At 71.0% G+C, this 15,838-nt stretch carries 14 protein-coding genes and 1 tRNA gene; 10 read left to right on the top strand and 5 right to left on the bottom strand.

Annotated features, from left to right (window positions below; genetic code table 11):
- The first annotated feature begins 76 nt into the window (after positions 1–76).
- The 3 genes from H030_RS33955 to H030_RS0120640 are packed head-to-tail and all read left to right on the top strand — an operon-like array spanning position 77 to position 3,272.
- Positions 77–427, top strand: coding sequence for a response regulator (locus H030_RS33955; protein ID WP_051223260.1), 351 nt, complete (start codon positions 77–79; stop codon positions 425–427).
- A 13-nt stretch (positions 428–440) separates the two neighbouring features.
- Positions 441–2,870 (top strand): DNA ligase D, encoded by a 2,430-nt coding sequence (gene ligD, locus H030_RS38560; protein WP_081690981.1) that lies wholly within the window; start codon positions 441–443, stop codon positions 2,868–2,870.
- Between the two features lie 39 nt (positions 2,871–2,909).
- On the top strand, positions 2,910–3,272 hold the full coding sequence (locus H030_RS0120640) for a hypothetical protein (RefSeq protein ID WP_027007507.1): 363 nt from the start codon (positions 2,910–2,912) through the stop codon (positions 3,270–3,272).
- Between the two features lie 435 nt (positions 3,273–3,707).
- On the opposite strand, the gene H030_RS0120630 is transcribed toward H030_RS0120640, so the two are convergent.
- The 4 genes from H030_RS0120630 to mscL all read right to left on the bottom strand — a co-directional run bounded on the left by H030_RS0120630 (position 3,708) and on the right by mscL (position 5,715).
- Positions 3,708–4,274, bottom strand: a complete 567-nt coding sequence (locus H030_RS0120630; RefSeq protein ID WP_027007505.1) for a hypothetical protein — start codon at positions 4,272–4,274, stop codon at positions 3,708–3,710.
- Between the two features lie 34 nt (positions 4,275–4,308).
- Positions 4,309–4,701 carry a hypothetical protein gene (locus tag H030_RS0120625; RefSeq protein ID WP_155892171.1) on the bottom strand — a complete coding sequence of 131 codons (393 nt, stop codon included), beginning with the start codon at positions 4,699–4,701 and terminating at the stop codon, positions 4,309–4,311.
- A gap of 478 nt (positions 4,702–5,179) precedes the next feature.
- A tRNA-Arg gene (locus H030_RS0120620) sits at positions 5,180–5,252 on the bottom strand.
- A gap of 25 nt (positions 5,253–5,277) precedes the next feature.
- Positions 5,278–5,715, bottom strand: coding sequence for a large conductance mechanosensitive channel protein MscL (gene mscL / locus H030_RS33945; RefSeq protein ID WP_035128041.1), 438 nt, complete (start codon positions 5,713–5,715; stop codon positions 5,278–5,280).
- A gap of 46 nt (positions 5,716–5,761) precedes the next feature.
- On the opposite strand from mscL, the gene rnz reads away from it, so the two are divergent.
- The gene (gene rnz, locus H030_RS33940; RefSeq protein ID WP_051223258.1) at positions 5,762–6,739 is read left to right on the top strand and encodes a ribonuclease Z; all 978 of its coding nucleotides are present in this window, start codon (positions 5,762–5,764) and stop codon (positions 6,737–6,739) included.
- Here the strand turns inward: rnz and H030_RS0120605 are convergent.
- On the bottom strand, positions 6,697–7,512 hold the full coding sequence (locus H030_RS0120605; protein WP_027007503.1) for a class I SAM-dependent methyltransferase: 816 nt from the start codon (positions 7,510–7,512) through the stop codon (positions 6,697–6,699). The genes rnz and H030_RS0120605 overlap by 43 nt on opposite strands.
- 90 nt (positions 7,513–7,602) lie before the next feature.
- Here H030_RS0120605 and pyrR point away from each other — a divergent pair, with 90 nt between their 5' ends.
- From pyrR to H030_RS40275, 6 genes are read left to right on the top strand one after another with little or no spacing between them, the layout of a single operon-like run.
- Positions 7,603–8,154, top strand: a complete 552-nt coding sequence (pyrR, locus tag H030_RS0120600) for a bifunctional pyr operon transcriptional regulator/uracil phosphoribosyltransferase PyrR (RefSeq protein ID WP_027007502.1) — start codon at positions 7,603–7,605, stop codon at positions 8,152–8,154.
- Positions 8,151–9,083, top strand: coding sequence for an aspartate carbamoyltransferase catalytic subunit (locus H030_RS0120595; protein WP_027007501.1), 933 nt, complete (start codon positions 8,151–8,153; stop codon positions 9,081–9,083). The genes pyrR and H030_RS0120595 overlap by 4 nt, the downstream gene beginning before the upstream one ends.
- Positions 9,084–10,424 (top strand): dihydroorotase, encoded by a 1,341-nt coding sequence (locus H030_RS0120590; RefSeq protein ID WP_051223256.1) that lies wholly within the window; start codon positions 9,084–9,086, stop codon positions 10,422–10,424. It abuts the gene before it with no gap.
- Entirely contained in the window at positions 10,421–11,563 is a 1,143-nt protein-coding gene (gene carA, locus H030_RS0120585; protein WP_027007499.1) for a glutamine-hydrolyzing carbamoyl-phosphate synthase small subunit, read from the top strand. The genes H030_RS0120590 and carA overlap by 4 nt, the downstream gene beginning before the upstream one ends.
- Positions 11,563–14,655: a carbamoyl-phosphate synthase large subunit gene (carB, locus tag H030_RS0120580; protein WP_027007498.1), complete on the top strand. Its 3,093-nt coding sequence runs from the start codon at positions 11,563–11,565 to the stop codon at positions 14,653–14,655. The genes carA and carB overlap by 1 nt, the downstream gene beginning before the upstream one ends.
- Positions 14,652–15,716, top strand: a complete 1,065-nt coding sequence (locus tag H030_RS40275; RefSeq protein ID WP_051223401.1) for a quinone-dependent dihydroorotate dehydrogenase — start codon at positions 14,652–14,654, stop codon at positions 15,714–15,716. The genes carB and H030_RS40275 overlap by 4 nt, the downstream gene beginning before the upstream one ends.
- The last annotated feature ends 122 nt before the right edge of the window (positions 15,717–15,838 follow it).

Below are 15,838 nucleotides of genomic sequence, written 5' to 3'. Positions count from 1 at the left end.
CGCGTGACAGGTGGGCGGACGCTGTCGCAGGCGTCCGCCCGCATGTGTCGGACACGGCGGGTACCCTGAGCGCGGCATGATCCGCGTCCTGCACTGCGACGACTCCACCGCGTACCGCGCGTTGATCCGGGCGGAGCTGGAGGACGACGCGGACATCGAGATCGTCGGCGAGGCGCCCGACGTCGACGGCGCGCTCCGCGTGGCCGGCGAGGTCCGGCCCGATGTCGTGCTGCTCGACCTGCTCGACGTCGACCGCGACGCGGTCGGAGAGCTGCAGGGTGTGGCGCCGGACGTCCGGGTCGTGGTGCTGTCCGGGCACCCGCGCGAGTACGGCGAGCGCAAGCGCGCCGGCGCGGCGGCGTACGTCGAGAAGGACGCGTCGATCGACGAGCTGCGCGCGACGGTGCTGCGGGTCGCGACGACCTGACGGCCGCGCGCTCGTGACCGACGACGGCCCGGACCTCGCGGAGTACGCGCGCAAGCGCGACTTCGGCGCGACGCCGGAGCCGGCGGGCGGCGCTTCGTCGTCATCGTCGGACGACGGCGCGCTGCGGTTCGTGATCCAGGAGCACTCGGCGACGCGGCTGCACTGGGACCTGCGGCTGGAGCACGACGGCGCGCTGGCGTCGTGGGCGATCCCGAACGGGCTGCCGTGGGCGCTGAGGGACAACCGGCTGGCGGTCCACACCGAGGACCATCCGCTGGAGTACCTGGAGTTCCACGGGTCGATCCCGAAGGGCTCGTACGGCGCGGGGACGATGACGATCTGGGACCGGGGGACGTACGAGGTCCTGAAGTGGGATGCCAGGAAGGTCGAGGTCCGGCTGCACGGCGAGCGGGTGACCGGTGAGTTCGCGCTGTTCCCGATCGGGCCGGACGAGAAGGACTGGATGATCCACCGCATGGGCGCGCCGGCAGGGGACACGCCCGGCGGGTGGGTGCTCGGCGGCGAGGAGATGCCGACCGCGCTGGTCCCGATGCTGGCCAAGGCGGGGCCGGTGCCGCCGGCCAGGGACGACGCGTCGTGGGCCTACGAGATCAAGTGGGACGGCGTGCGCGCGGTGTGCTTCAGCGAGCCGGGGCGGATGCGGTTCGTCACGCGCAACGGCAACGACGTCACGGCGCGCTATCCGGAGCTGGCGCGGATGAACCGGGCGCTGTCGATGCACCGCGTGGTGCTGGACGGCGAGGTGGTGGCGTTCGACGATCAGGGGCGGCCGTCGTTCGGCGCGCTGCAGGGGCGGATGCACCTGGCGAAGGAGAGCGCGGTCCGGCGGCTGGCCAAGGAGAACCCGGTCACGTACATGGCGTTCGACCTGGTGTGGTTGGACGGGGTGTCGCTGGCTGGTCGGCCCTATCTGGAACGCCGGGAGGTGCTGCGGGCGCTGCTGGCCGACGGCGAGCGCTGGCAGGTCCCGGACCATGTCGTCGGTGGTGGTGCGGGGCTGCTGGCGGCGACGCGCGAGCAGGGGCTGGAGGGGATCGTCGCCAAGCGGGTCGACTCGGTGTACGAGACCGGGCGGCGCGGGGGCGCGTGGCGGAAGATCAAGAACACCAACCGCCAGGAGCTCGTGATCGGTGGGTGGCTGCCGGGGGAGGGGCGGCGCCAGTCGCGGATCGGGGCGCTGCTGGTGGGGGTCCAGGAGGACGGCGCGCTGCGGTTCGCGGGGCGGGTCGGGACGGGGTTCACGGAGAGGGAGCTGGACCGGCTCGCGGGGTTGTTGGGGGAGTTGGTCCGGGAGACGTCGCCGTTCGACGTGGTGCCGTCCGGTGTGAGGATCCCGCGCGAGGCGGTGTGGGTGGAGCCGGCGCTGGTCGCCGAGGTCGAGTTCGTGGAGTGGACGCGCGAGGGCGTGCTGCGCGCGCCGTCCTACAAGGGGCTGCGGGAGGACAAGCCGGCGGCGCTGGTCGTGCGCGAGCCGGTGGCGCCGTCCAGGGGCTCGAGGGGCTCCGCGGTCCGGGCCGAGGTCGACGGGCGCGAGCTGCGGCTGACGAACCTGGACAAGCCGCTGTGGCCGAGCGGGGAGACCAAGGGCGACCTCATCAACTACTACGTCGAGCTGGCGCCGGTGTTGTTGTCGCACCTGCATGGGCGACCGCTGACGCTGAAGCGCTACCCGCACGGGTCCGAGGGCGAGTACTTCTACGAGAAGCAGGCGCCGAGGCACCGGCCGGACTGGATCGCGACGGCGCCGGTGAGGCTGGAGAAGGGCAAGACCATCAACTACGTGTTGGCCGAGGACGTGGCGACGCTGGCGTGGCTGGGCAACCTCGCCGACCTGGAGCTGCACACGCCGATGCATCGTGCCGACCCGGGGTCCGAGGGCGGGGTGGGGGCGCCGACGATGGTCGCGTTCGACCTCGACCCGGGCGAGCCCGCGGGGCTGCTGGAGTGCTGCGCGGTCGCGCAGGTGCTGGAGGGCATGTTCCAGCACTTGGGGTTGAGGGCGGTCCCGAAGACGTCGGGGTCGAAGGGCATGCAGGTCTACGTGCCGTTGAACGTCCCGGGCGTGACCTACGCGCAGACGAAGGGCTTCGCGAAGGCGGTCGCCGAGCTGCTGGAGGCCGAGGCGGGGGACCTGGTCGTGGCGCGCCAGACGAAGGCGCTGCGTGGCGGCAAGGTGCTGGTCGACTGGTCGCAGAACGACGTCAACAAGACGACGGTCGCGCCCTACTCGCCGCGCGCGCGTGAGCGGCCGACGGTGTCGACGCCGCTGTCGTGGGACGAGGTCCGGGCCGCGGTGGCTGCGGGCGACGCGTCGTCGTTGGTGCACGACATGGCGGGCATGCTCGCCCGCGTGCGCGACCAGGGCGACCTCTTCGCCGACGCGCTGACGGTCGTCCAGGAGCTCCCGCTCGGCACCTCCTGACACATCAAAAGTGCTGGACGGCCATGCGAACATCTGTTCGTGTCAGATGCCGGTTCACCCCACGCCCGCTTCCGTCGCGCACTTGCGACGAAGAACCTCCTCATCATCCGCGCCGCCGCCGCCGAGCTGCCGCAGATCAACCTCGACGACGCGCTGCACGTCTGCGTGCTGCTGCGCGACCGCGAACCCGAGCGCTACGACGCCGCCGCGGTCCGCTGGATCGGCCGCTTCTGCGCCGAGCAGCCCGACGTCACCCTCGAGGAGGTCGACCTCGCCTGCTCGGCCTTCGAGGAGATGCGCACCGACGCCGAGCGCGGGCTGACGACCCTGCAGTCGCTGGTGGCCTGGGGCGACCAGCGCTACCGCGCCGCTAACGCTCGGGCGAGGGCGACGTCGAGGTGAGCGCCTTCGCACTCGCCTCGGAGGCGCTGCGAGCAGCGGCCCGAGCGGCCTTCGCCGCCTGACCCAAGATCCGCCGCTCCTCCGGAGCCGCCTGCGGGATCAACGCAGCAGTCGCCTCACCCAACTTCAAATGCGCCGCCGACAACCGCTCCAACTCCGCCGCCAACCGGGCCAACGGATCCTCACTCATCGCGGCATCATGCTCCATGCCTCTGAGGGTTGCACGCCCCTCGGCACTCCTCAAGCAAGTTGGACGTCAACACGATGCGTGCCGCGGCGTCCACGTCCAGGCGTGCCGGCCCGCGACTCGTCATCGCCGACAAAACCGTCACGGTGGACGTCGCTCCCACTCCATCATGAACGACAAAGCCCCCGGCGCCGGTAGGAGCGGCAGCCAGGGGCTTCGGCAATGCGGAGTTGCTCCAGCTCGATCGGCTAGCGCGCGGGAACGGCCTTGTAGTTCGCCACGACCGCCTTGTCGGCATCCTGCGCTTGGGCCGACTCGATCTGGTCGGTGGAGTCGCCGGTCGTCTCGAAGTACCCGAACGACTTGCCGCCGGCCACCTCGCTGTCGATGGCCTGCACCGGGTAACGCGCCGCGCCGTTGCCGGCGTCCGCTACTGCGCTGGTGGCGTTACCGGGCACCACGCCGATGTTGAGGGAGCCGCTGGCGGTGGCAAACTTGAACGTGCCGACACCACCGTTGCTGTAGGGCGGCTGGTCGGGGTTGAAACACATCCGCGTCACGCTCGCCTGGCCGTCCAGACCAGAAACTGCCAAGCAGATCAAGCTCCCGGACCCGAAGGCGGCCACCTTGTACTCCGGCAGCGTCTTGGCCGCCGGCGCATCGAGCGCCTGGATCTTGGTCGTGGGCTTGTCGACCGGCGCGTTGACGTCGTCCCCGCCGATCGAAGAAGCGATCGACGCCGCCGCACCTCCGGTGCACGCTCCGCAGACAGCGAGGGCCACCGCGTAGCGCACGTGCTTCTTGTTGAGACGCATACCGCTAATCATATTCAAATGCATTGTGGTCGCCTTACGAGCCGCAGTAGTTGGCGTGGTAGTGACGGTGGTTCGACATCTGCGAGAACCCGTTCACGTCTGCGGCCTGGGTGTCAACCGACTCGTGGCACTCGTTGAGCGTCGGCGAAATGCCGCGATCGATCGTTGGGCAGGCGCCGCACTGGTCGAAGCCAAGGTTGTTGGTGTCCTGCCAGCGTTGGGTCACCAACCACCTGTTGGTTCCGTTGTCGGCGTGGACGTAATCGCGGACGTAGCCGTTGTTGTTGTCGCCATCGGCCAGGCCGTGGGCGAAACCGCCGACGTCATGGAAGTTGACGAACGTCGCCATGGCCGCAGCCGGAAAAACGAACAGCGCCACCGCGCAAAGACCCAAAATGAGCCGGCGCGGCTTGATATCGAACCTCATCTGACCTCCCGTAGATGGTGTTGGCCGAGGCTCGGTCTCCAGGGCCTCGGCTCGTCGGAAGAGGGCAGCCCCCACGGCTGGCCTCTGCATGCATCCGCGAGCGAAGCTGGCCGACCCCGTCTCATCCGAGTGCGGGACCGGGTGGCCGCTTTGTAAACGCTCTATGTCATGATCGCTTGAGCTTTGATCGTGAGCGAACAGTCAGCAACATTACGCGTTAAGCACTGCTCATGCCAAACGAGCCCGCCGGATGGGGGTCCCGGAACCCTGCCACCTGGCAAGGTGCGCCCTGGGTGTCTGGGTCGCCACCTCAGTCTTTCGAAAGGGGACCGGGTACATGACGGACCGTAGATGCCGCTTCGGACCGGCGGTCAAGATCGAGACGATCCGTCGGCGCGAGGCGGGTGAGTCACGATGACGGCCCGATCTCGCGGTCCCAGAACGACGGAAGCCCCGCAGCGGCGGGGCTTCCGGTCAGCGCGCCCGGCTGGATTCGAACCAGCGACCTCTCGCTCCGGAGGCGAGCGCTCTATCCACTGAGCTACGGGCGCGGGTGCGCAGGGGCAGCGTATCGGGTTAGGCGGGGGTCGCTGCTGCTGCCGGTGGGGTGGCCGGGCCGACTTCTTCGGTGCAGAAGGCGCAGCGGCGGGCGGCGAAGGGGATCTGGCTCAGGCAGGCGGGGCATTCGCGGGTCGGTTCGTCGACGGCTTCGCCGGTCTGGACACGATCGAGGAGCGCTCCGACGGGCTTGACGACGAAGAAGAACACCACCGCCGCGATGATCACGAAGGAGAGCAGGGCGTTCAGGAACTCGCCGTAGAGGAACTTCGAGGAGTTGATCGTGAACGAGAGGTCGCTGAAGTCGGGCTGGCCGCCGATCGCGGCGATCAGCGGGGTGACCAGGTCCCTCACCAACGCGGTCACGACCGCGCCGAACGCCGCGCCGATGACCACCGCGATGGCGAGGTCGACGAGGTTGCCGCGCAACAGGAACGTACGGAACTCCTTCAACATGACGCAGGACCCTAACCGCAGCGCCAGATAGCCTCAGCGGCGCCCGATGGACCTCTCGATCCACTTCGCCGGCACCGCCGGCTCCGTTCCCTCCGCCGCCCGCGGCCTCCCGGCCACGCTGCTGCGCCACGGCTCCGACAAGCTCCTGATCGACTGCGGCGAGGGCACCCAGCGCCAGCTCATCCGCCAGGGCGGGCTGCCGGAGATCACCGAGGTCTTCCTCACGCATCTCCACCTCGACCACTGGCTCGGGCTCCCGGGCATGTTGAAGTCCTTCGACCTCCGGGACCGCACCACGCCGCTGACCGTCTTCGGCCCGCCCGGCACCGAGCGCCTGCTCGCCGACCTCCAGCGCACAGTCTTCGGCCGCCTGAAGTACCGCCTCAACGTCACCGACCTCGAGGGCGACGCGATCGTCGACTTCGACGGCTACGAGATCCACGTGCTGCGCGTGCGCCACCGGGGCGAGGCGTACGGGTACGCGCTGTTCGAGCACGACCGCCCCGGACGCTTCGACGCCGAGCTGGCCAGGAAGCTGGGCGTCGAGTTCGGCCCTGACTTCGGCCGCCTGCAGAAGGGCGAGACCGTCAACGGCGTCGCACCCGAGCAGGTCATGGGGGAGACCCGCCGCGGCCGCCGCCTGATCTTCACCGGCGACACCTCGCCCTGCGACATGATCCGGGAGACGGCCGCCAACGCCGACGTCCTCGTCCACGAGGCCACGTTCCTCGACGAGGACCGCGAGCGCGCGCACGAGACCGGCCACTCGACCGCCCGCCAGGCCGCCGAGCTCGCGCAGGACGCGGGTGTCCGGCAGCTCGCGCTGACCCACATCTCGACCCGCTACGCCGGACGCCAGATCCGCGAGGAGGCGCAGGCGACGTTCGCCAACACCGTCGTCCCGCACGACGGCGACTGGATCGACGTCCCGTTCCCCGAGAAGGGCCCGCCCGAGCACCACCGCCCGGAGCGCCCGGACCGTCAGGACCGCGTGCCGACCACCAAGACGTACTCCAACTCGTAGCGCGCGCCGCCCGCGTCGCCCGGCGCCGCGCGGTTCGTCCGCTCCGCGAACGCCAGCAGCGCCGCGTCCAGCTCTGCCGCGCGCTCCGGCTCGCCCGCCAGCGCCCGGAACGCCATGATCGTCGGCCCGAAGTTCAACTTGTAGAACTCGACCAGCTCCCGCGGACCGGCGAACGCGTCGAGCACCTGGACCGCCGGCGTGAAGCTCAGCGACGCGACCCGATCCCCGAACAGCTCCCGCACGTGCGCCTCGTCGCCCCACAGGATCGGCGGCTGGAACCCGGCCGGCGGAGCAGGCAGGAACGACGCCTGCGTCCCGAACATCTCCGCCACCCATCCGCCCGGCCGCCAGTTGGCCATCGCGATCGTCGCGCCCGGCCGCGCGACCCGCACCAACTCGGACGCCACCCGCGCATGATCCGGCGCGAACATCGCCCCGAACGACGACAGCACCACATCGAACGCCCCGTCGTCGAACGGCAGCGCCTGCGCGTCGGCCTCGACCCACTCCAGCGCGACGCCCGCCGCGACCGCCGCCGACCGCCCCGCCGCGAGCAGCTCCGGCGTGAGGTCCGAAGCGACCACGTCACCACCCGCCAGCGCCGCCGGGATCGACGTCGCGCCCGACCCCGCGCCGACGTCCAGCACGCGGTCGCCGGTCCGGATTCCCGCCGCCGCGACGAGCGCCGGCCCGACGCTCGGGATCGTCGTCCGGGCCACCTCCGGGAAGTCCCCGGCGGCCCACGTCGCACGCGCACGCTCCTGGTCGCTCATGGAGCGACTCTACGCCCGCGCGCGCTGCTAGGTTGAACCCAGCACCGACCCTTTAACCCGGTCCCGTGAGGCCAGGAAGGACGGAACACCATGGATCACGAGAAGGTCGTCCTCGACGAGGACGACATGCGCCGCACCCTCGTGCGCATCGCGCACGAGATCGTCGAGCGCAACGACGAGCCGGACCGCTTGGCGATCGTCGGCATCCACCGCCGCGGGGCGATCCTCGCCCGCCGCATCCACGCGCTGCTGATCGACCTGCTGGAGCGCGAGGTCCCGATCGGCGACCTCGACATCTCGTTCTACCGCGACGACGTCGGCCGCCGCGCCGAGCAGCCGACGATCCACGCCAGCCACGTCGACTTCGAGCTCGACGGCCGCACGATCGTCCTCGTCGACGACGTCCTCTTCACCGGCCGCACGGTCCGCAGCGCGATCGAGGCGCTGTTCTCCTACGGCCGCCCCGCCAAGGTCCAGCTCGCGGTCCTCGCCGACCGCGGCCACCGCGAGCTGCCGATCCGCCCGGACTACGTCGGCAAGAACCTGCCGACCTCGCGCTCCGAGCGCGTCAACGTCCATGTGGAAGAACTCGACCAAGTTGATGAAGTACGCATCACGGAACTGAGCGAGGTGACGGCATGAAGCACCTGGTATCCGTCGAGCAGCTCGAGCGCGCCGACATCGAGCGCATCTGCGACCGGGCGGCGTCGTTCGCCGAGGTCGCCGATCGCGAGATCAAGAAGGTGCCCGCGCTCCGCGGCCGCACGGTCCTCAACCTCTTCTACGAGGCGAGCACGCGCACACGCAGCAGCTTCGAGCTGGCCGCCAAGCGCCTCTCCGCCGACGTCGTGAACTTCTCCGCGTCCGGCAGCAGCGTCGAGAAGGGCGAGTCCCTCAAGGACACCATCTTGACTCTCGGCGCCCACAAGCCCGACGCGATCGTCATCCGGACCCCCTGGGCCGGCGCCGCCGAGCTGGTGTCCGGCTGGACGCCCGCCGCGGTCGTCAACGCCGGCGACGGCAAGCACGAGCACCCGACCCAGGCGCTGCTCGACGTCCACACGCTGCGCCAGCGCCTCGGCGGCCTCGACGGCCTCAACATCTGGATCGTCGGCGACGTCCTGCACAGCCGCGTCGCGCGCAGCAACATCATGGCCTTCCAGAAGATGGGGGCCAGGGTCACGCTCGCCGGCCCGCCGACGCTGATCCCGCGCGGGATCGAGGCCCTCGGCTGCGAGATCCGCTACACGCTCGACGACCTCGGCCAGGCCGACGTCGTCTACGCCCTGCGCATGCAGCACGAGCGCATGACCGAATCCTGGGTCCCCTCGCTGCGCGAGTACGCCGCCTGGTACCAGATCAACGGCCGCCGCCTCGGCGCCAAGCAGGTGCTGATGCACCCCGGCCCCGTCAACCGCGGCGTCGAGCTCAGCGCCGAGGTCGTCGACTCGCCCCAGGCCGTCATCACCGCGCAGGTCGCCGCCGGCGTCGTCGTCCGGATGGCCGTCCTCTACGAGGTCCTCGCGCACGTCCCGACCGAAGCCCGCACGCCCGAAGGAGTGCCCGCCTAAATGCCCGAGCCGCTGCTCGTCCAGAGCGCCCTGCCCAAGACGGACATCTTGATCCGCGAGGCCCGCGTCTTCGACCCGCGCGCCCAACTCGACGAACAACGCGACGTCCTCGTCCGCGACGGCGAGATCGCCGAGATCGGCGCGGCCGGCAGCCTGACCGCGCCCGACGGCGCCGAGACGCTCAACGCCCAGGGCCGCGCGCTGTTCCCCGCCTTCGTCGACCCGCACGTGCACTTCCGCACGCCCGGCCAGGAGCACAAGGAGGACCTCGAGACCGGCACCCGCGCCGCGGCCGCCGGCGGGTTCTGCGCCGTCCTGGCGATGCCCAACACCGACCCGCCGCTGGACTCCGCGCCGCTGCTGCGCTCCGTCCGCGACGCCGCCGCGCGCGACGCCCGGATCCCCGTCGGCTTCGTCCCCTGCGTCACCCGCGGGATGGCCGGCGACGAGCTGACCGAGATGGCCGCGCTGCGCGAGGAGGGCGCCGCCGGCTTCACCGACGACGGCAAGCCGGTGGTCTCCGCCGGCATGCTGCGCAAGGCGCTGCAGTACCAGCGCCTCTGCGGCGGCGTGATCGCGCTGCATGAGGAGGACCCGTCGCTGAGCGGCAAGGGCGCGATGCACGAGGGCGAGGTCTCCGCCCAGCTCGGGATCACCGGGATCCCGTCGATCTCGGAGGCCACGATGGTCGCCCGCGACGCGCTGATCGCCGGCTACGAGGACGGCAAGATCCACATCCAGCACCTCAGCGCGCGCGAGTCGATCGAGGCGCTGGCGGATGCCAAGCAGCGCGGGGTCAGGATCACCGGCGAAGCCTCGCCGCACCACCTCTGCCTCACCGACGAGGCGGTCCGGACGCTCGACACGCGCTGCAAGATGAACCCGCCGCTGCGCACCGAGGACGACCGCCAGGCGCTGATCGAGGGCCTGAAGTCCGGTGTGATCGACTGCATCGCGACCGACCACGCGCCCCACGCGCGCGACGAGAAGGAAGTGCCCTTCGAGCAGGCGCCGATGGGCACGACCGGCCTGGAGACGTCGTTCGCGGCGATCTACACCAACTTGGTCCTGCCCGGCGTCCTCACGCTCGAGCTGCTCGTGCAGCGGCTGAGCGACGGCGCCGCGCTGTTCGACCTGCCGACGCCCGGGATCACGCCCGGCGCGCCCGCCAACCTCACGCTCGTCGACCTCGACCGCGAGTGGGTCGTCGGCGACGGCGGCTATGAGTCGCGCTCGGCGAACTGCTGCTTCGACGGCAACACCTTGCGCGGCAAGGTGCTCTTGACCATCGCGGCCGGGACGCTCGCGTTCCGCGCCCGCCAGCTGGAAGTGGTGCGATGACCCCCGTTCAACCCAATGCCTACGTCCTGCTCGAGGACGGCACGCGCTTCGACGGGATCTCCGTCGGCGCGGAAGGCCACGCCGTCGGCGAGGTCGTCTTCACGACCGGCATGTCCGGCTACCAGGAGTCGATGACCGACCCGAGCTTCGCCGGGCAGCTGATCACCTTCACCTACCCGCACATCGGCAACTACGGCGCCAGCGAGCGCGCGATGGAGTCCGACCGCGTCTGGGCGCGCGCCGCGATCATGCGCGCCTCGGTCAACCGCGAGGACGCGCCGGAGGCCGAGCGCGGCTGGCTCGACTGGCTGATCGACTGCGGGATCCCGGCGATCTCCGAGGTCGACACGCGCGCGCTCGTGCGCCACATCCGCGACGCCGGCGCGATGCGCGGCGGCATCTTCAGCGGCGAGATCTCCGAGGCCGAGGCCCGCGACATCATCAACAACGAGCCGTCGATGACCGGCGCGGACTTCGCGAAGGTCGTCACGCCGCAGCAGGCGCACACGGTCGGCTACGGCGGCGCCGTGAAGATCCACGCGATCGACACCGGGATCAAGTCGTCGATCGTCCGCAACCTCGTCGAGCGCGGGGCGGAGGTCACGCTGCACCCGTGCACGGTGACCAGCGCCGAGCTGCTCGCCACCGACGCCGACGCGTTCTTCCTGGCCAACGGCCCGGGCGACCCCGCGGCGCTCGGCTACATCGTCGACACGATCCGCGACCTCGTCGGCCAGCGCCCGACGTGGGGGATCTGCCTCGGCCATCAGCTGCTCTGCCAGGCCGTCGGCCTCGAGACCTACAAGTTGCCCTTCGGCCACCGCGGCGGCAACCACCCCGTGAAGGACCTCCGGACCGGGAAGATCGAGATCACCGCCCAGAACCACGGCTTCGCGGTCAAGGCGCCGGACGGCACCGGCCGCGTCGAGGCCGACGAGCCCGTGCGCTGGCAGACCGACTTCGGCGAGGCCGCGCTCACGCACGTGAACCTCTACGACCGCACGGTCGAGGGGCTCGAGCTGCTCGAGCACAACACCGCGACCGTCCAGTACCACCCGGAGGCCGGGCCCGGTCCCAACGACGCGCTCTACCAATTCGACCGCTTCCTCGAGGCGATCAAGAGCGGGAGCCCTGCCTGATGCCGCGCCGTAACGACCTCCACAAGATCCTGATCCTGGGCTCCGGCCCGATCGTCATCGGCCAGGCGGCCGAGTTCGACTACTCCGGCGTGCAGGCCTGCAAGGTGCTGCGCGAGGAGGGCTACGAGATCGTCCTGGTGAACTCCAACCCGGCGACGATCATGACCGACCCGGAGTTCGCCGACGCGACCTACGTCGAGCCGCTGCTGCCCGGCCCGGTCGCGCAGGTCATCGCCAAGGAGAGGCCCGACGCGCTGCTGCCGACGCTCGGCGGCCAGACCGCGCTGAACCTCGCCAAGGCGCTGCACGAGGACGGCACGCTCGAGAGGCACGGAGTCGAGCTGATCGGTGCGAACTACGACGCGATCAACACCGCCGAGGACCGCGAGCTGTTCCAGGTCGCGATGGCCAAGGCGGGGCTGGCGATGCCGGCCAACACGATCGTCGAGTCGACCGAGCAGATCCCGAGCGCACTGGTCGCCGTCGGCCTGCCCGCGATCATCCGCCCGGCCTTCACGCTGGGCGGCCGCGGCGGCGGCATCGCCCGCACCGAGGAGGAGTTCACGAAGATCGTGACGCGCGGGCTGCAGGCGTCGCCGATCGGCCAGGTGCTCGTCGACCAGTCGGTCCTGGGCTGGGGCGAGTACGAGCTGGAGGTCATGCGCGACCACAACGACAACGTCGTGATCGTGTGCTCGATCGAGAACATCGACCCGATGGGCGTCCACACCGGCGACTCCGTCACGGTCGCCCCGCAGCAGACGCTGACCGACCGCCTCTACAACAAGCTGCGCGACCAGGCGATGGCCTGCATCCGCGCGGTGGGCGTCGAGACCGGCGGGTCGAACGTGCAGTTCGCGGTCAACCCGGCGACCGAGGAGATCCTCGTCATCGAGATGAACCCGCGCGTGTCGCGCTCGTCGGCGCTGGCGTCGAAGGCCACCGGCTTCCCGATCGCCAAGATCGCCGCGCGGCTGGCCGTCGGCTACTCGCTGGAGGAGATCCCCAACGACATCACCAAGGTCACGCCGGCCTCCTTCGAGCCGGCGATCGACTACGTGGTCGTCAAGTGGCCGCGGTTCGCGTTCGAGAAGTTCAGCGGCGCCAATGCCGAGCTGTCCACGCACATGAAGTCGGTCGGCGAGGCGATGGCGATCGGCCGCACGTTCGGCCAGGCGTTCCTGAAGGCGATGCGCTCGCGCGAGCTGGACGCCCCGCCGAAGCTCGACGCGCTCGACGTCCCGGAGCTGCTGACGATGCTGGAGCGCCCGGCGTCGGACCGCTACGACGTGATCCTGGAGGCGTTCCGCAAGGGCGCGACGATCGAGCAGATCCACGCGCCGACGTCGATCGACCGCTGGTACCTGCACGAGCTGCAGGACGTCGCGCTGGACCCCGAGGCGCCGTTCGCCGGCGAGCGCTCGTTCAAGGCCGTCGACACCTGCGCCGCCGAGTTCGCGGCCGAGACGCCGTACTTCTACAGCGGCTGGGAGCGCAAGGCGACGCACGAGGTCAGGCGCGGCGACAACGCGTCGGTCGTGATCCTCGGCGCGGGCCCGAACCGCATCGGCCAGGGCATCGAGTTCGACTACTGCTGCGTGCACGCCGCGATGACCGTCCGTGAGTCCGGGCGCGACGCGGTGATGATCAACTGCAACCCGGAGACGGTCTCCACCGACTACGACACGTCGGACCGGCTGTACTTCGAGCCGCTGACGCTGGAGGACGTGCTCGGCGTCATCGAGGTCGAGAGGCCCGAGGGCGTGATCGTGCAGTTCGGCGGCCAGACGCCGCTGAAGCTCGCCCACGGCCTGGAGCAGGCGGGCGTGAAGATCCTCGGCACGAGCGTTGACTCGATCGACCTGGCTGAGGAGCGCGGGCGCTTCGGCGACCTGCTGGAGCGGCTCGGCTACAAGGCGCCGCCGTGGGCGGCGGCCGCGACGATCGAGGGCGCGCTGGACGCTGGCGAGGACGTCGGCTACCCGCTGCTCGTGCGCCCGTCCTACGTGCTCGGCGGCCGCGCGATGGAGATCGTCTACTCGCGCGACGGCCTCGCCGACTACCTCACGCGCCACGCCCGCGACGGGCGCGACATCTTCCTCGACCGCTTCCTGGAGAACGCGATCGAGGTCGACGTCGACGCGCTCTGCGACGGCGACGAGGTCTGGGTCGGCGGGATCATGCAGCACGTCGAGGAGGCCGGGATCCACTCCGGCGACTCGGCCTGCGTGCTGCCGCCGCACTCGCTCGGGCCGGAGATGCTCGACCAGATCCGCGCGGCCACGCGCGGGATCGCGCTGGGGCTCGGAGTGGTGGGGCTCATGAACGTGCAGTACGCCGTCCACAGCGGGCAGCTGTACGTGATCGAGGCCAACCCGCGCGCGTCGCGGACGGTCCCGTTCGTCTCCAAGGCGATCGGCGTGCCGCTGGCCAAGATGGCCTGCCGCCTGATGCTCGGCGAGAAGCTGGTCGACCTGAACCTGCCCGCCGAGGACGCGCCGCTGGACCACGTGAGCGTCAAGGAGGCGGTCCTGCCGTTCGACCGCTTCGAGGGCTCCGACGCCGTGCTCGGCCCGGAGATGCGCTCGACCGGCGAGGTCATGGGCGTCGCCCGCGACTTCCCGACGGCGTTCGCCAAGGCCCAGGCCGCGGCGGGCGCGTCGCTGCCCAGCGAGGGCACCGTGTTCATCACGGTCACCGACGCCGACAAGCCGGGCGCGGTCGCCGTCGCGCAGCTGCTGCACGACCTCGGCTTCAAGATCGTCGCCACGCTCGGGACCGCCGAGGCGATCCGGCGCTGGGGCGTCCCGGCCGAGGTCATCAACAAGATCTCCGAAGGCCCGGAGAACAACGTCGTCACGTGGATCGAGGACGGCAAGGTCGACCTGGTGGTCAACACGCCGACCGGCTCGGGCGCGCGCACCGACGGCTGGGAGATCCGGCGGGCCGCGGTCGCGGCCGGGATCCCGTGCCTGACGACGCTCAGCGCGGGCCTGAGCGCGGCGCGCGCGATCAGCGCGGCGCGGGCGGGGGACATGACCGTGCTGTCGCTGCAGGAGCTGCACACGGCGCGCCTGGGGTCCGCCTCCTGATCTGGCGCGCGTTCTTCACGCTCGTCCTGCGGCGGGTCGACGCCGAGACCGCGCACCGGCTCGGCACGCGCGCGCTGGCGTTGACGCTGGCGCCGCGGCCGCTGCGGCGCGCGGTCGCGCGCGCGTGCGGCGTCCGGGACGGCGCGCTGCGCGTCGAGGCGATGGGGCTGACGTTCCCGTCGCCGCTCGGCCTCGCCGCGGGCTTCGACAAGGACGCCGCGCATCTGAACGAGCTCGCCGCGCTCGGCTTCGGGTTCGTCGAGGTCGGGACGATCACCGCGCAGCCCCAGCCGGGCAACCCGCGGCCGCGGCTGTTCCGGCTGCCGGCCGACCGCGCGCTGGTCAACCGCATGGGCTTCAACAACGGTGGCGCCACGGCGGCCGTGGTCCGGCTCGCCAAGCGCCGCGACCCGGGTCTCGTCGTCGGCGTGAACATCGGCAAGACGAAGCTCGCCGACGACGCGGCCGCCGACTACCGCGCGAGCGCCGCCGCGCTGGCGCCGCTGGCCGACTACCTCGTCATCAACGTGTCGTCACCGAACACCCCCGGGCTGCGCGACCTCCAGGCCGTCGAGCAGCTCGAGCCGCTCGTCGCGGCGGTGCGGGAGGGGATGGGCGCCAACGCCGTCCCGCTGCTCGTCAAGATCGCGCCCGACCTCGCCGACGACGACGTCGACGCGGTCGCCGCGTTCGCGCTCCGGGTCGGCCTCGACGGGCTGATCGCGACCAACACCACCATCTCGCGCGACGGTCTCGCGACCCCTCGGGCCGAGGTCGAGGCCGCGGGCGCCGGCGGCCTCTCCGGCCCGCCCGTGGCCGAACGTTCGACGCAGGTGCTGCGGCGGCTGCGGGAGCGCCTCGGCGCCGACTTCACCATCATCTCGGTGGGTGGGGTGGAGAACGCCGACGACGCGTGGGCGCGACTGCAGGACGGAGCGACGCTCGTCCAGGCCTACACCGCCTTCATCTACGGCGGTCCGCTGTGGCCGCGCCGGGTGGTGCGCGGGCTCGCCGGACGGGCACGCGCGGCAGGTTCGAACTGGCCGCTTCGGCACTCCTGAGACGCTTGTATGAACAAGGACGCCCGGCCGTCCGGACGGGTAGGTGTGGACTACGCACATACGCCCGCCCGGAACGTCGCAAACAGCGGCCGGCGGTCCGAGGGACCGCTTTGCGGATGGTC

It is taken from the genome of Conexibacter woesei Iso977N (assembly GCF_000424625.1).
Taxonomy (GTDB): Bacteria; Actinomycetota; Thermoleophilia; order Solirubrobacterales; family Solirubrobacteraceae; genus Baekduia; species Baekduia woesei_A.
Note: the sequence above shows the minus strand (reverse complement) of the source record. Positions and strands in the feature narration are given on the sequence as shown.

What these genes read in the sequence shown, in the direction of transcription:
- H030_RS33955 (WP_051223260.1), top strand. Translation starts at nt 77, where the DNA reads ATGATCCGCGTCCTGCACTGCGACGACTCCACCGCGTACCGCGCGTTG.
- H030_RS0120630 (WP_027007505.1), bottom strand. Translation starts at nt 4,274, where the DNA reads ATGCGTCTCAACAAGAAGCACGTGCGCTACGCGGTGGCCCTCGCTGTC.
- H030_RS0120625 (WP_155892171.1), bottom strand. Translation starts at nt 4,701, where the DNA reads ATGAGGTTCGATATCAAGCCGCGCCGGCTCATTTTGGGTCTTTGCGCG.
- mscL (WP_035128041.1), bottom strand. Translation starts at nt 5,715, where the DNA reads ATGTTGAAGGAGTTCCGTACGTTCCTGTTGCGCGGCAACCTCGTCGAC.
- rnz (WP_051223258.1), top strand. Translation starts at nt 5,762, where the DNA reads ATGGACCTCTCGATCCACTTCGCCGGCACCGCCGGCTCCGTTCCCTCC.
- H030_RS0120605 (WP_027007503.1), bottom strand. Translation starts at nt 7,512, where the DNA reads ATGAGCGACCAGGAGCGTGCGCGTGCGACGTGGGCCGCCGGGGACTTC.
- pyrR (WP_027007502.1), top strand. Translation starts at nt 7,603, where the DNA reads ATGGATCACGAGAAGGTCGTCCTCGACGAGGACGACATGCGCCGCACC.
- H030_RS0120595 (WP_027007501.1), top strand. Translation starts at nt 8,151, where the DNA reads ATGAAGCACCTGGTATCCGTCGAGCAGCTCGAGCGCGCCGACATCGAG.
- H030_RS0120590 (WP_051223256.1), top strand. Translation starts at nt 9,084, where the DNA reads ATGCCCGAGCCGCTGCTCGTCCAGAGCGCCCTGCCCAAGACGGACATC.
- carA (WP_027007499.1), top strand. Translation starts at nt 10,421, where the DNA reads ATGACCCCCGTTCAACCCAATGCCTACGTCCTGCTCGAGGACGGCACG.
- carB (WP_027007498.1), top strand. Translation starts at nt 11,563, where the DNA reads ATGCCGCGCCGTAACGACCTCCACAAGATCCTGATCCTGGGCTCCGGC.